Here is a 15,081-nt window from a genome sequence, read left to right as displayed (position 1 = left end):
GTATATTTGCCGCAGATGAAACAAATTTACGCTGACATTCTTCAGGCCAAGAAATCCAATAAAAAACTGCTGGCGATCCTGCTCGATCCCGATAAAATCGACCGTTCCAATCTCGAAAACCTGGTAGCGAAGATCAACATGTCACCAGCCACGCACATTTTCGTCGGCGGAAGCCACGTCATCAGCACCGATATCGACGATTTGATCATGCAGTTCAGGCAAAACTGCAACTTGCCCGTCATTTTGTTTCCCGGAAACCCGTCACAGATCTCCACTTTGGCTAACGGCATTTTATTCCTGTCTTTAATCTCCGGCAGAAACCCGGATTACTTGATCGAGCATCAGGTCAAAGCCGCACCGATCTTGAAAAAGTCCAATCTTGAAGTCATTCCGACCGGTTATATCCTAATCGAAAGCGGCCACGAAACGGCTGTCGAAACAGTCAGCAATACCAAGCCTTTAAGCCGCAATGATATTGATGAAATCACAGCCACGGCAATCGCCGGAGAATTGCTCGGGCAACAATTAATTTATCTGGAAGCGGGCAGTGGCGCTAAAAATCCGGTTTCTGTAGCAATTATTAAAAGCGTGGCTGAAAACCTTGACATTCCGCTTGTCGTTGGCGGCGGAATCACAAGCAGCCGCAGCATCGACAACGCTTACAATGCTGGGGCCGATCTGGTTGTCATCGGAACGGCATTCGAAAAAGACCCCGATTTCTTCGACAAGATTTTCCAGGGAATCGAATTTAAAACAGAAGATTAATGAAAGTATCCGTCGACATCAGCCTCTATCCAATGAATCAAAATTTTGAGGAACCAATTATTGCATTCATCAAAAAGGCTAGAAATTCAGGTTTTGCCGTTTTGGAAAACCCACTAACGACGCAGGTTTATGGTGACTACGATGCTATAATGGATTTTCTTAAAAGCGCGATGAAGGAAACATTTTTAACTGAGGAAATGTGCGTTTTTACACTAAAATTAGTCAAAGGCGACCGCACATTATGATCGAATTCTTCACAGAAGCCTACAAAAACACACCATGGATCGTCATTATCCTTGAAGCAATCACTTTCGTTTTTGGTATTGCAAGTGTCTATTATGCAAAGCAGGAAAATATTTTGGTTTATCCAACAGGACTGATCGCAACAACAATTACGGTTTATTTATTATACCGCGCAGGTTATTTTGGCGACATGGTCATTAACATTTATTATTCGGTCATGAGCATTTACGGCTGGTATAAATGGTCAATCAAAAAAGAAAATACAAATGCCGTTGCGATCTCACGAACCAGCACACATGAAAAATTAACAGGTTTCGGGATGTTTCTTCTCACAATTATCGTAATTTTCGCGGTTTATAAAGCATTCGGTTACGAAATCAAAACAGAAAACTATTTAGACATTTTTACCTCAGGATTATTTTTTACGGCAATGTGGTACATGGCTTTTAAAAAAATCGAGAACTGGACGTTGTGGATCATCGGCGATTTAATTGCGGTTCCGATATACGCTTACAGAGGTTTGGGGATTTTGTCGCTTGAATATATAGTTTTTACAATTTTAGCCATTTTGGCATATATAGAATGGAGGAAAATCTTAAGCAACAGTCCGCAGACATCATAAAAATTGCGCTTTACGGCCCTGAAAGCACCGGAAAAACCACTTTGTCCCAACAGCTCGCTGCTCACTTTGAGACAGTTTGGGCGCCCGAATTTGCGCGTGATTACTTACAGGAAAAATTCAACGATGCCGGAATTATTTGTGAACCCGAAGATTTGATGCCAATTGCCGTCGGGCAAACCAAACTTGAAAATGAAGTACTGAGTGTCGCTAATAAATTCCTGTTTGCCGACACTTGTTTGATGGTCACCAAAGTCTATTCTGAAATTTACTATAATTTTTGCGATCCGATTTTAGAAAAAGCCGCACGCAAGCACAAATACGATTTGTTTTTCTTAACGGATATCGATGTGCCGTGGGAAAATGACGATTTGCGCGACCGCCCGGACGACCGCGAAGCGATTTTCGCCATTTTCAAACAAGCTTTGATTGACAGTAAAAAGCCGTTTATTATGCTTTCGGGTGACATGGAAACTCGCTTAGCCAAAGCAAAAAAAATCCTCGAAGATTTGGTTAGTTGCAAGGAAATGGGTTTTTCTTCGTATGATTTTGTCCAGACTTATGAACACGGAATCAGTCCGGAAACGATAAAAAAGCACATCAATATTTTTAAATCGGGCATCCAGAAAGCGATTCTCGACCGCCCGGCAAAAAAAGAAGATGGCATTTTAAAATTGGCAACAGAAGATTTTAAAGCTTTTGCATCCTATTTCGATACGAAAAAAAGCAGTCTGAAACTCAAAAAATTTGTTCCCGCTTCAGGTGCAGCAAGCAGAATGTTTAAATTCCTGAGTGAATTTTTGAATGAATTCGATGTGGAAAACGAAACTATTAATGCTTACGTAAACCGAAAGCACGCGGCTGCATTAACGGTATTTCTCGCCGGACTGGAGAAATTCCCGTTTTTCGAGAACATCGACAATCACCTGAAAAAGGCATTTCCTGATTTTAATTCCTGGGAAAGCGACCGCAAAAATTACCAGTTCATCAAAACGATGCTGACCGACAGCCATTTCGATTTTTGCAATAAAGCAAAAGGCATGCTGCCGTTTCATCAATATACGACGCACATCGCGACGCCAATTGAAGAACATCTGAACGAAACCGCTTTTTATGCAAGCTCCAATGCGGCCTCAAACCTACATTTTACGATTTCCGACATCCATCAGTCTGAATTTGTGAAAATCATCAATTCAGTGAAAGATAAAGTAGAAAAGCAGGCTAAAATAAAAATCAATATCAATTTTACCTATCAGGACAGGGCGACAGACACCATTGCCGTTGACGTGAAGAACACTCCTTTCCGAGACGGAAACAACCAGCTGGTTTTTCGTCCCGCAGGACACGGCGCGTTAATTTCAAATCTGAACAACCTGAATGCCGACATCGTTTTTATCAAAAACATCGACAATGTCATCCAGAACCATATCTATGAAATTGCACTTTACAAAAAAGGCCTTGCCGGAATTCTTGTCAAATTGCAGCACCAGGTTTTTGAGTATTTGCAGCAAATCGAAAACGGATTAATCAAAGACGAAAATATTAATTCCATTATTGATTTTGCCAGAAAGCAACTCAATATTTCAGTCATTGATGACTTTTCAAAATACACGCTTGAAAATAAAATCAGCTATATTGTTGAAATTTTAAACCGCCCGATCCGCGTTTGCGGCATGGTCAAAAATGAAGGCGAACCCGGCGGCGGCCCGTTTTGGGTGCGCGACCAAAAAGGAAATACCTCGCTTCAAATCGTAGAAACGTCGCAAATCGATCTTGAAAACACTCTGCAAGCACAGATTTTATCGGCATCTACGCATTTCAATCCTGTAGATTTGGTTTGTGGGATTCGGAATTTCAAAGGCGAAAAATTCAACCTGCACGAATTCGTAGACCACAACAGCGGATTCATCGTCAACAAAAATAAAAACGGCGAAGCGCTAAAAGCATACGAGCTTCCGGGATTATGGAACGGCGCGATGGCCAAATGGATCACCGTTTTCGTAGAAGTACCGCTGATTACTTTCAATCCGGTGAAAACCGTCAACGATTTATTAAAACCTGCGCACCAGCCACAATAATGGAAACGGATAAAATCCTAACAGAACTCAGTTTTAAAGCCATTCGCAGCAGCGGTGCCGGCGGACAAAACGTCAATAAAGTGTCGTCAAAAGTCGTGCTGTCTTTCGATGTCCCAAATTCCAAATCACTATCTGAAGAAGATAAGGAAATCGTCTACAACAAACTTTCTGCAAGGCTAACGTCTGAAAATATCCTGATCTTAAACTGTGACGAAGACCGAAGCCAGCTCAAAAACAAAGACATCGTCATCAAACGGTTTCTCGATATTATCACCAAATCGCTAATCATCCCAAAACCCAGAAAAGCGACAAAAGTCCCAAAATCGGTTATCAAAAAAAGATTGAAAGACAAAAAAAGCTTATCCGACATCAAGCAATCCCGCCGAAAACCCGATTTCGAATAAATTCCCGCAAAAATTATCCATTATCCATTGTCCATTATAAATTGAAAACCTACATTTGCAGCGTCTCAAAGGGGTGCTCTACCAAGGGCTGAGATTATACCCAACGAACCTGGGCAGGTAATGCTGCCAAGGAAAAATGACAACAGTGTGCACGCTGGCGTCAACGATAACCAATTTTAATTTAACAAGGATAATTGCCCCTTTTATTCGTAACATTTTTTACGAATGAATACTTTTTTCCACAATTTCACCCAAACGGCAAAGCCACAAAATTTATTTTTTGGGCGTTTCCCTGCGGGCAGTCGGCTTTTTAAGCCTCGTGTCCCTGCGGGCCGCGCTTTCCGTTACAATCTTTTTGGAGATTTCCGCTCCGCAAGCTCCGCGGCAATCCCAAAAAGGATTTCCACTGCAATCGCTAACGCGAACCCAGCCGGAACCAAACTGTTTCAAATCGGTGTTTTCTATTTATTGATGCTTTCGGCTGTTTGCGCCCAAGCACAGGAAAAACCTTCCGACACAACCAAAGTCAATGCACTCGATGCTGTTTTGGTTTCTGCAATCCGCGCCCATTCGAAAACGCCGGTCAGCTTCAGCAACCTAGGTAAAAAAGAGATCGCTTTTAGAAATCTTGGCCAGGACATTCCAATTTTAATGAATTTCATGCCGTCTGTAGTGACAACATCAGATGCCGGAAATGGCGTTGGCTATACCGGAATCCGCGTCCGCGGAAGCGATGCCACGCGTGTCAACGTCACGATTAACGGAATTCCGTACAACGATTCTGAAAGCCACGGCACATTCTGGGTCAACATGCCAGATTTTGCGTCATCGGTAGAAAGCCTGCAATTGCAGCGCGGTGTTGGAACATCTACAAATGGTGCCGGTGCTTTCGGTGCGAGTTTAAACATGCTCACCGACACATTTTCTGAAAAAGGAAACGGCGAAATTTCGAATTCTTTCGGAAGCTTCAATACGAGAAAGCATACGGTAAAATTCAGCACCGGACTCATGAACGACCATTTTGAGATCGCCGGACGTTTGTCAAACATCGCTTCCTACGGATTTATCGATCGTGCCAAATCCAACCTGAAATCGTATTTTCTGCAAGGCACTTATGTAGGGAAAAATACTTTGATCAAAGCACTGGCTTTCGGCGGAACCGAAAAAACGTATCAATCTTGGAACGGACTTGAAGACCTCGAAAAACTCGAATACGACCGCACTTACAATGTTTCCGGACAATATACAGATGATGATAAAAATGTTCATTTCTACGACAATGAAACCGACAATTACCAGCAGGATCACTATCAATTGCATTGGAACCAGCGGATTTCAGAACATTGGAACACCAATTTAGCACTACATTATACCAAAGGAAAAGGCTACTATGAAAATTTCAAGGAAGATGCCGAGTACTCAGAATACCGACTTGAAGCTATAAATGGCGAAGCCACAACAGATCTCATACGCCAGAAATGGCTTGATAATGATTTTTACGGAACGACTTTTTCTGTAAATTATAAAAGCCAGAAACTCGATTTCATTCTTGGCGGCGGCTGGAACAAATATGAAGGCGAGCATTTCGGGAAAGTCATCTGGACGCGTTTTGGCGCGACTAACGAACCAGGCGACCGTTATTATGACGACGCTGCCATTAAAGTAGACGGCAATATTTTCGCAAAAGCAAACTACCAAATAACATCAAAACTGAATTTATACGGCGACCTGCAATACCGCCGCGTGAGCTATAAAGCAAACAGCCTGGAAACCGGAACGGTAGACGACGTTTTTAATTTTTTTAATCCGAAAGCAGGTTTAAATTTCGACATCAATGACAAAAATGCGTTGTACTTTTCATACGCGAAAGCAAACCGTGAACCCAACCGCGACGATTATGAAAGCGGCAGCCCGAAACCGGAACAGCTCGACGATTTTGAGTTGGGATGGCGCTACAATTCAGAAACTGCCCGATTGAATGTCAACGGTTATTACATGAAATACAAAAACCAACTCGTGCTTACAGGCGCGTTGAATGATGTGGGCGCGCCGGTTCGCGAAAATGTGGGCGACAGTTACAGGGTTGGGGTCGAAATCGATGCGACGATAAAATTGCACCGAAAACTGTATTTCAAGCCAAATTTAACCATCAGCCAAAATAGGAATAAAGAGTTCTATTTTGAAAAAGATGGCAGCCTTCAAAATCTGGGCGATACAAAAATTGCATTTTCCCCGGCAGTTGTAGCTGCAAGCCAGTTTGTATTTCTTCCGGTGAAAGGATTGCAATTGGCGCTATTGTCGAAATTTGTCGGTGATCAATATATGGGCAATGTCGATTTTGAATCGTCAAAACTGAAATCTTATGCTGTCAGCGATTTCAATGCGTCGTATGAGATCCAGACCAAATCCATATTCAAATCAATTGTCATCAGCGCATTGGTCAATAATATTTTCAACTACAAATACGAAAGCAACGGGTATTTTTATACGTATGACGACGATTTTTCCAATCCGGGAAGTGTCAAAACGATCGGCGGGGCAGGCTATTATCCGCAGGCCGGAATCAATGTTCTTGCAGGCCTGACGCTCAAATTTTAATCAATCAACCATTTTTAACCGAAAAATCCTGGCAGCAATTGTCAGGATTTTTTATTTGGTAACATTTTTATCTTAATTGTAAACGCGGATCGTAGTTCCCAATATTTCGACGCGATAAGGTTTTAAAGTGTAATTTCCGCCGCCAACGCCGGTAAGCAGGCTGTATTCAAGGCCGTCGCAATTGCATTTTGCCGTCGTATTGTTTAATTTGACCATTCGGGAACACTCAGATGGATATTGGTTCGGGCAATTGGCTTCCCAGGCCAGGAAATTCGTATCTGAAATTTTTATCACAAAAATTCCGTTGACGCCCACATTTGCAGAGGTGATCAAAACCGGATTGATCGCTGTTTTAAGTTCTGCGTAAAGCGGCAAATCAGGATCGATAATGATAGAGAATGAATAATCGGGTAAAAAAGGATTGGTATTTCTCTTGTTTTCGTCTTTTGAACAGCACAGAAACAAAGGAAAAATCAATAAATATAAGAGGTGTTTTTTCATTTTAAAATTTAATAAAACTATAGTGCAAACAAATTTAATTTATTTAACTTTGGATTCGAGATGATTAACATTTAATTATCGACTTAATCGATATAACCACTATCTTTGGAAAAAGAAATCCCGTCGTGATGGGATTTTTTCTATTTATATAAACGAGGAAATTATGAGCGCAGTATCTTATTACACAGCAGAAGGATTAAAAAAATTACGTGACGAACTGGATTATTTGAAAAGCGTGATGCGCCCAAAAGCATCGCAGGATATAGCAGAAGCAAGAGATAAAGGCGATTTGTCTGAAAATGCAGAATACGATGCCGCAAAAGAAGCGCAAGGGTTGTTGGAGATGAAAATTGCCAAGCTCGAAGAAGTGCATTCGAATGCAAGACTGATCGATGAATCCCAGCTTGACGTTTCAAAAGCGCTGGTGCTGTCAAATGTAAAGATCAAAAACCAGTCGAACGGCATGGAAATGAAATATACTTTGGTCGCTGAAAGTGAAGCCGATTTAAAATCAGGAAAAATCTCTGTCACTTCTCCCATTGGAAGAGGATTATTAGGGAAATCTGTTGGTGAAATTGCTGAAATTACAGTGCCGAACGGCGTTTTGAAGTTTGAAGTTTTGGAAATTTCGAGAGATTAATTGTGAAAGGCAAAAGTATAAAGGCATAAGACAAAGTTTTCTGCTCGATTTACTGGCAACTTTTAATAAACCACAAAATTTTAAATTCATGAGTTCCATATTCACGAAAATCATCAACGGCGAAATTCCGGCTTATAAAATCACCGAGGATGAAAATTTTCTCGCCTTTTTAGATGTCAATCCAAACGCAAAAGGACATACGCTTTGCATTCCGAAACAGGAAATCAACAAGATTTTTGACATGGATGAAGAGTTATATGCAGGTCTGATGAAATTCTCCCGAAAAGTTGCCATTGCACTCGAAAAAACCGTTCCGTGCAAACGAATCGGAATGGCGGTCATCGGATTGGAAGTTCCGCATGCACATGTGCACCTGATTCCGTTAAACGAAATGGACGAAATGCGTTTCCAGAATAAAGTCAAACTAGAAAAAGAAGAATTTGAAGCTTTGGCAGCAGCGATTGCCGCCAATTTATAATATTAAGATTGCATCGTTTTATTTTATTTGAACCATTAAGGGCATTAAGTTCATTAAGGTATTGCACTTAATGAACTTAATGCCCTTAATGGTAAAAAAAGATCCAGCAATTTTTATTTTTTAGCCAAACTTTACTTCTTAAAGCTCACCTGAATCGTCGTTCCTTTCCCAACTTCCGAATGCAACACTTTAATTTTTCCTTTGTGGTATTCTTCCACAATCCTGCGCGTTAATGACAATCCCAAGCCCCAGCCGCGTTTTTTAGTCGTAAATCCAGGTTCAAACACGCTTTTAAACTGCGCTTTCGGAATCCCTTTTCCGGTGTCTGAAACCAAGATCTTTACAAATTTCGCGTCTTCCTCAATTTTCACCGACAATTTTCCTTTGCCTTTCATCGCATCAATTGCATTCTTCACCAAATTTTCAATTGTCCAGCTGTGCAATGCCGGATTCATCGGAATCACAATCGGATTTTTCGGCGCTTTAAAGCTAAAAACAACCTGTTTTGAAAACCGCGACTGCAAATAATCATACGATTCCTGGGTTTCTTTAATGAGATCTTTCTGTTCCAAAACCGGCTCAGAGCCAATCTTCGAAAAACGATCCGTAATCGTCTGCAGGCGCGCAATATCTTTTTCGATTTCAGTTACTGTCGTTTCATCGACATCATCGGCTTTCATGATTTCAACCCAGCCAATCAATGATGACAATGGCGTTCCAATTTGATGTGCCGTTTCCTTTGCCATTCCGGCCCAAAGCTTGTTCTGCGTCGCCATTTTTGTACTCTTGTAAAAATTATACACCAAAGCGCCAAACAGCACAATGATCAGCACCAGCGCAATCGGATAATATTTTAGTTTGTTCAAAAGCGATGAATCACCATAATACAGATACTGGAATTTTCCCGGAACATACTGAATCACGATCGGGTCATTTTCCTTTTTTAACTTCGCCAGAAAAGCTTTGGAAAGTTTCGGATCTTTCCTGATCCGCTCATCAACATTCGTCATGCCTTTGATCGAATCTTTCTCGCCGGTCATGATGATCGGGATCGTCGTGTTGTGGCTGATGATTTTTAATGGCAATTCAATATCGGTAAACTCTCCGGCATTGATCACGGTTTTCTGCGCCTCGGCCCAATATTCCATTTTCACGCGCTCTTCGTTCTTGAAGATCTGGAAAAAAGTATAGGTATTCCAAAGAATTAAAATGATTATCACAAACGAAGCGGCGATCAAAATCCAGCGCGTCGTATTCCGTCTTTCCGAAAACTGCATAAAATATTTTTTGTGGGTTAAATATAACGAAATATCGGCAGTAAGATTGTTATTGGCAACGAATTACACGAATTTTCACGAACCAATTTGTGGAAATTTGTGTAATTCGTGGGAATTTTTTAGGAGCCATTTCCCGATTTCCGCTGCAATCTTTTGTTTTAGGATTTCCCTGCCCTGCGCTGCGGGCAATCCTAAAAACAAAAGGATTTACGCTGCAATCGGGGCTAGGGGTTTTAAATGATCTATTCTTAAACTTAGTTTTTCCTAAAAATACAAATAATTGGGGCTAAGGCAGTTTTCTAAATTGGTTGATAAGTGTTCATAACAAAATCGCACTTTCAAAAGCCGATTTACTATTTTTGTCGCATGACAAATGGTATGATCAGCATCGAACCCAAAGACATTTCAACGGCCCAACTGCATGGTTATCTGCAAAGTGCCGTCGCACCGCGCCCGATTGCTTTCGCAAGCACGATTAGCGCAGATGGAAAACCGAATTTGTCTCCGTTCAGTTTTTTCAACGTGTTCAGTGCGAATCCGCCAATTTTGATCTTTTCACCTGCAAGACGCGTTCGTGACAATTCGGTAAAACATACCTTGATAAACGTTGAAGCGACCAAAGAAGTCGTGATCAATGTTGTCAATTATGACATTGTACAGCAAGCATCATTGTCAAGCACTGAATATGCCGAAGGAGTCAATGAATTCCTGAAATCAGGCTTGACGGCAATTGCATCCGATCTCGTAAAACCGTTCCGTGTCGCCGAATCGCCGGTACAATTTGAATGCAAGGTCAACGAAATTGTCAGCCTCGGGGAAAATGGCGGCGCAGGAAACTTGGTAATTTGCGAAGTGCTCAAGATCCACATCCACGAAAGTGTACTCGATAAAAACGGTTTCATCGACCAGCATAAAATCGATCTGGTGTCGAGACTCGGCGGAAACTGGTATTCGCGTTCGAATGTGGGTTTGTTCGAAGTGCCAAAACCATTGACAACACTCGGGATCGGAGTAGATGCCATTCCAGATTTCGTTAAGAAAAGCCCGGTTTTCAATGGAAACGATTTGGGCATTTTAGGCAACGTAGAATCCTTGCCTACCGAAGAAGAAATTGATATATTTGTAAAGCAGAACTTTGCAGTCAAAGGCGTTCTCAGTGCCGATGATATTCTGAAAAAACACCAGAAAGCCAAAGAATACCTCGACAAAAATGATATCAGTGCAGCCTGGAAAATGCTGCTCGCAAAAGAGATTTAAGTTAATTATAAATACAAGAAGATGGAAGTTACAGGAAAAATTAAAGTCATTAATGCTGAGCAGCAAGTAAGCGCCAGCTTTAAAAAAAGAGAGTTGGTCGTGACCACAGATGAGCAATATCCGCAGCACATCATGATTGAATTCACTCAGGATAAATGCGAATTATTGAACAATTATAATCCGGGAGAACCTGTAAAAGTGTCGATCAACTTAAGAGGCCGCGAATGGGTAAATCCACAGGGCGAAACCAAATATTTCAATAGCATTCAGGGCTGGAGAATTGAAAAACAACAGGCAGAAGCGCCAGCACAATCTGCTGCAATGCCGGCAGCTCCGGCTTTCCAGCCAGCGCCAAGCTTTACTGAGGAAGAGCACGACGATTTGCCTTTCTAAGAAACCAAAATTAAATATAAAGCCCCGAATTTGCTTCGCCTGTCACTGGCGTTCGAGTCGGGGCTTTATCAATTAAAACGCTTTTTCGTGTATTTTTTAACCAAAGAATTATACTTTCCACCGGTTTCTGAAACAGATGAAGACGGCATATTGGCCGTTGGTGGAGATCTGTTCCCGGAGCGGTTGCTCCTGGCCTATCGAAGCGGCATTTTTCCGTGGTTTGAAGACGATGACCCAATTATTTGGTGGTCGCCAAACCGACGAATGGTTTTGTATTTTGATGATCTTGTTGTTTCTAAAAGCATGCGGAATATTTTAAACCGGAATATATTTAATGTGACTTTCAACCGGAATTTTCGGGAAGTGATCTCAAATTGCAAAAAAATCAAGCGTGACGGCCAAAACGGAACCTGGATTACGAATGAAATGGTCGAGGCCTATGTAAAACTACACGAACACGGCGTTGCAAAATCCGTTGAGGTTTGGCAGTATGGCGAACTCGTAGGCGGTTTGTATGGCATTGACCTTGGACATGTTTTTTGTGGGGAAAGTATGTTCTCGAAAGTTTCAAATGCTTCAAAAGTTGCCTTTACTGCATTGGCAAATGATCTGAAAAGCAAAAATTATAAATTATTGGATTGTCAGGTTTATAATGACCACTTAGCTACGCTTGGTTGTATCGAAATTGAACGTTGTGATTTTATAAATATATTGAAAAGTGATTTAAAATAAATTTAACCCTAATATTTATATGGTTGATTGTGTATATTTGCGATAAAAATAAATCACACCATAATGAAAATAGGGGTAACTAAAGAAATAAAGAATAATGAGAGCCGTGTCGGTTTAACGCCGGCCGGAGTTTTTGAACTTATAAAAAATAATCATACTGTATATATACAAAAAACCGCTGGTGAAGGAAGCGGTTTTTTTGATTCCGATTATGAAGAAGCGGGCGCGACTTTGATCGAGAAAGCTGCTGAGGTTTTTGCGCTCAGCGACATGATCGTGAAAGTCAAAGAACCCATTGCTGAGGAATATCCATACATTAGGGAAAACCAAATTGTTTTTACCTATTTTCATTTTGCCTCAAGCGATGAACTGACTCAGGCAATGATCGAAAGCAAATCGGTTTGTATTGCTTACGAAACCGTTGAAGATGAAGACGGCACTTTGCCGCTGCTCACGCCAATGTCTGAAGTGGCAGGAAGAATGGCAATCCAGCAAGGCGCCAAATACCTTGAAAAGCCCATTAAAGGCCGTGGAATTTTATTGGGCGGCGTTCCGGGTGTTCCGCCGGGGAAAGTCCTGATTCTTGGTGCTGGCGTTGTCGGAATCCAGGCAGCGAAAATGGCTGCAGGCTTGGGCGCACATGTTACCATTCTCGATATCAATATGAAAAGGTTGCGCTATGTTAACGATGTGATGCCGCCACACGTGATTACCGAATTGTCAACCGAATACAACATCCGCAGGCATATTAAAAACCACGATCTGATTGTTGGCGGTGTATTGATTCCGGGTGCGAAAGCACCAAAATTAATCACGCGAGACATGCTCAAAGACATGCATCCGGGAACGGTTATGGTCGATGTTGCTGTAGATCAGGGCGGGTGCTTTGAGACCACGAGAGCCACAACCCACGAAGATCCCACCTATATTATTGACGATGTCGTGCATTATTGCGTGGCAAATATGCCTGGAGCAGTGCCTTATACTTCAACTTTGGCGCTTACGAATGTGACTTTGCCGTATGTTTTAAAAATTGCAAACCTCGGTTGGGAAGAAGCCTGCAACCGAAACAAAGACCTAAAAAAAGGATTGAATATCGTTAAAGGCGAAATTGTATATGCGGATATTATGAAGTAATTTGGATTTACGATTTCAGAAGTGCGATTTCAGAACGTTGATCACATAAATCGCACGGTTGAAATTGTAACTATTCACTGTTTAGATTTTTATTTTCTGCATCATCTTTTGCGTGGATGTATTTTTCGATGAGTGCATGTCCGAGGTAAATCAAAGGCGTGAGTCCGATTGCAATGATCAGTTTAACGAAATAACCTGTAAATGCAGATGTGATAAAAACTTCGGTTGACATTTTTCCCGTCAGCCAGAAAGCGATTCCGAGCACGATAAAACTATCGAAAAATTGCGAAATGACTGTTGATCCGGTGCTTCTAAGCCAAATCATTTTTTCGCCTGTCTTATTTTTGAAGAAATGAAAAATCGAAACATCGATGATTTGCGAAACCATAAAAGCCGTAATGCTTCCGATAATGATCCACATGCTTTGCCCGAAAACTGCGAAAAACTGTTCGTCAGTGACGCTTGAAATGCCTTTTGCAGACGGAATTTTTATGGCGAAATACAAGATGAAAAAACAATAAGCGATCAGGCAGGCCGTAATGATAGAAAGCTTTCTGACACCTTTTTGCCCAAAATATTCATTGATCAAATCGGTGGTTACAAAGACGATAGGCCAAGGCAAAATCCCAATGCTCATGACATACGGGCCAACCTGGATGAGCTTGCCGCCAATGAGTTCGGCGGTTACGGCGTTAGTGATGAAAATTCCGGCGAGAATGACAAATAAGGTGTCTTTTCTGGTTTTGAACATAGTGTTTCGTTGTGATTCAAAAATACAATTTTTGTCGGATGTTTTGTGATTGCTGCTGATGATTAACAACTGTTCAAGTTTTGGAAATTGCTGCCCGCGTTAACGATCGAGGCGGTATTGTTTTGTGGAGGAACGGAACAAAACATAAAGCTGAGAGCGTGGCCCGCAGGGAAACGCCAAAAAAAAATGCCTGAATTGCTTCAGACATTTTGTGATTTTTTTTAAATTTTACCACCAACCGCGAACGTTGTAATTGACGGTTTTTGGCTGGCCGTTTCCGTAAGCGACACCGATATCGCGAATGGCTTTGATGCGGTCTTTTTCGAGTCCGATCTCAGAATCGACTTTGTATTTCCATTCTCTTTTGTCGATTTCCTGAACGCGTTTCCCGATTTTAGCCGAAAGCACCTTTACTTCACCAAAACAAGACGATTGCGGATCGATGGCTGAAAGCAATTCGCCTGCCTGGTTCGCGGCATCAACCGTTTGGTTGGCATTCCATAAAGTGGTCGCTTCCATCAAACGCGTTTTGCATTCTTTGTCGATTTGTTTTTTGTACAAAGGCTCGGCTGCGGCCATCGCTTTGTTGAAACAATCGGCAGAAGCGTCAGGAACGGAAGTCAGCATGTAAATCGCTTCGTCGAGTTTGTTTTGTTGTTCCAATGCTTTGGCCTGTTTGATAATGTTCGCGCAATTGCTGTTGTAATATTCGATGATTTTCGATTTTCCGCTGGCAACGAACGACTGGATTTCAGGATTTTTAGGATTGATTAGTTTGATCGCTTCCATATAGCCTTTGTTTTCATTCGTTCCAACACCTTTTACAGTAACGGTGTGGCTTGCGAATTTGCGGCCTTCGAAACCGTCACCGATCACAAGTGTCACCTCTAAAGTCATTGCGGTCATTGGCGGTGCGGTGGCAGTAAGGTCTTTCGTCAATACGACAATGTTTGCCGTAATGATGAACCTCGAATTGTAGGCCGAAGAACCCATGCCGTTTTGGCTCAGGATCTGGTTAATTTTGTTGGTTAGCATTCCGGCAGCACCGTCCGGGATTTTTTCAGTCTGTTCCGGAACGAAAGCCGTAAGTGAGATTTTCCCGGAATCATCTGCTGATTTTTTAGCGGCAGTTTGTGCCTGCGAAAAGTTTAAACCTGCTATGAATAACAGGCTTAAAAAGATTTTGTTGAATTTTTTCATGTGTCTTT

Annotated in this window: 16 protein-coding genes; 12 read left to right on the top strand and 4 right to left on the bottom strand. The window is 41.7% G+C overall.

Annotated elements, in window-relative coordinates; genetic code table 11:
- Window positions 1-15: 15 nt before the first annotated feature.
- The 6 genes from BLS32_RS01885 (at window position 16) to BLS32_RS01860 (ending at window position 6,707) form a co-directional block, all read left to right on the top strand.
- Window positions 16-765: a phosphoglycerol geranylgeranyltransferase gene (locus BLS32_RS01885; RefSeq protein WP_091391606.1), complete on the top strand. Its 750-nt coding sequence runs from the start codon at window positions 16-18 to the stop codon at window positions 763-765.
- Complete coding sequence (locus BLS32_RS01880) at window positions 765-1,010, top strand: YkoF family thiamine/hydroxymethylpyrimidine-binding protein (protein ID WP_091391605.1); 246 nt, start codon at window positions 765-767, stop codon at window positions 1,008-1,010. Before BLS32_RS01885 ends, BLS32_RS01880 begins: the two co-directional genes overlap by 1 nt.
- On the top strand, window positions 1,007-1,630 hold the full coding sequence (gene pnuC / locus BLS32_RS01875) for a nicotinamide riboside transporter PnuC (protein ID WP_091391604.1): 624 nt from the start codon (window positions 1,007-1,009) through the stop codon (window positions 1,628-1,630). Before BLS32_RS01880 ends, pnuC begins: the two co-directional genes overlap by 4 nt.
- Window positions 1,591-3,705 (top strand): DUF4301 family protein, encoded by a 2,115-nt coding sequence (locus tag BLS32_RS01870; RefSeq protein ID WP_091391603.1) that lies wholly within the window; start codon window positions 1,591-1,593, stop codon window positions 3,703-3,705. The genes pnuC and BLS32_RS01870 overlap by 40 nt, the downstream gene beginning before the upstream one ends.
- Entirely contained in the window at window positions 3,705-4,109 is a 405-nt protein-coding gene (arfB, locus tag BLS32_RS01865; RefSeq protein WP_091391602.1) for an alternative ribosome rescue aminoacyl-tRNA hydrolase ArfB, read from the top strand. The genes BLS32_RS01870 and arfB overlap by 1 nt, the downstream gene beginning before the upstream one ends.
- 471 nt (window positions 4,110-4,580) lie before the next feature.
- Entirely contained in the window at window positions 4,581-6,707 is a 2,127-nt protein-coding gene (locus BLS32_RS01860; protein ID WP_091392363.1) for a TonB-dependent receptor, read from the top strand.
- Between the two features lie 72 nt (window positions 6,708-6,779).
- Here BLS32_RS01860 and BLS32_RS01855 read toward each other — a convergent pair whose 3' ends face one another.
- The gene (locus BLS32_RS01855) at window positions 6,780-7,208 is read right to left on the bottom strand and encodes a Rieske (2Fe-2S) protein (RefSeq protein WP_091391601.1); all 429 of its coding nucleotides are present in this window, start codon (window positions 7,206-7,208) and stop codon (window positions 6,780-6,782) included.
- A 163-nt stretch (window positions 7,209-7,371) separates the two neighbouring features.
- Here BLS32_RS01855 and greA point away from each other — a divergent pair, with 163 nt between their 5' ends.
- Window positions 7,372-7,848, top strand: coding sequence for a transcription elongation factor GreA (greA, locus tag BLS32_RS01850; protein WP_091391600.1), 477 nt, complete (start codon window positions 7,372-7,374; stop codon window positions 7,846-7,848).
- Window positions 7,849-7,936: 88 nt separating this feature from the next.
- Window positions 7,937-8,326: an HIT family protein gene (locus BLS32_RS01845; protein ID WP_091391599.1), complete on the top strand. Its 390-nt coding sequence runs from the start codon at window positions 7,937-7,939 to the stop codon at window positions 8,324-8,326.
- 131 nt (window positions 8,327-8,457) lie between these two features.
- On the opposite strand, the gene BLS32_RS01840 is transcribed toward BLS32_RS01845, so the two are convergent.
- Complete coding sequence (locus tag BLS32_RS01840; protein WP_091391598.1) at window positions 8,458-9,603, bottom strand: sensor histidine kinase; 1,146 nt, start codon at window positions 9,601-9,603, stop codon at window positions 8,458-8,460.
- 378 nt (window positions 9,604-9,981) lie between these two features.
- On the opposite strand from BLS32_RS01840, the gene BLS32_RS01835 reads away from it, so the two are divergent.
- The 4 genes from BLS32_RS01835 (at window position 9,982) to ald (ending at window position 13,122) form a co-directional block, all read left to right on the top strand.
- The gene (locus BLS32_RS01835) at window positions 9,982-10,860 is read left to right on the top strand and encodes a flavin reductase family protein (RefSeq protein ID WP_091392361.1); all 879 of its coding nucleotides are present in this window, start codon (window positions 9,982-9,984) and stop codon (window positions 10,858-10,860) included.
- Window positions 10,861-10,881: 21 nt separating this feature from the next.
- Window positions 10,882-11,253 carry a DUF3127 domain-containing protein gene (locus BLS32_RS01830; protein ID WP_091391597.1) on the top strand — a complete coding sequence of 124 codons (372 nt, stop codon included), beginning with the start codon at window positions 10,882-10,884 and terminating at the stop codon, window positions 11,251-11,253.
- Between the two features lie 87 nt (window positions 11,254-11,340).
- Window positions 11,341-11,985 carry a leucyl/phenylalanyl-tRNA--protein transferase gene (gene aat, locus BLS32_RS01825; RefSeq protein ID WP_091391596.1) on the top strand — a complete coding sequence of 215 codons (645 nt, stop codon included), beginning with the start codon at window positions 11,341-11,343 and terminating at the stop codon, window positions 11,983-11,985.
- Between the two features lie 63 nt (window positions 11,986-12,048).
- Window positions 12,049-13,122 (top strand): alanine dehydrogenase, encoded by a 1,074-nt coding sequence (ald, locus tag BLS32_RS01820; RefSeq protein WP_091391595.1) that lies wholly within the window; start codon window positions 12,049-12,051, stop codon window positions 13,120-13,122.
- A 70-nt stretch (window positions 13,123-13,192) separates the two neighbouring features.
- On the opposite strand, the gene BLS32_RS01815 is transcribed toward ald, so the two are convergent.
- Both BLS32_RS01815 and BLS32_RS01810 read right to left on the bottom strand, forming a co-directional pair.
- Entirely contained in the window at window positions 13,193-13,873 is a 681-nt protein-coding gene (locus tag BLS32_RS01815) for a queuosine precursor transporter (protein ID WP_091391594.1), read from the bottom strand.
- Between the two features lie 228 nt (window positions 13,874-14,101).
- Window positions 14,102-15,073, bottom strand: a complete 972-nt coding sequence (locus BLS32_RS01810; RefSeq protein WP_091391593.1) for a hypothetical protein — start codon at window positions 15,071-15,073, stop codon at window positions 14,102-14,104.
- Window positions 15,074-15,081: the final 8 nt, after the last annotated feature.

The sequence above is a fragment of the Flavobacterium noncentrifugens genome, assembly GCF_900100375.1.
Lineage (GTDB): Bacteria > Bacteroidota > Bacteroidia > Flavobacteriales > Flavobacteriaceae > Flavobacterium > Flavobacterium noncentrifugens.
This window is presented reverse-complemented; position numbering and strand designations above follow the sequence as displayed.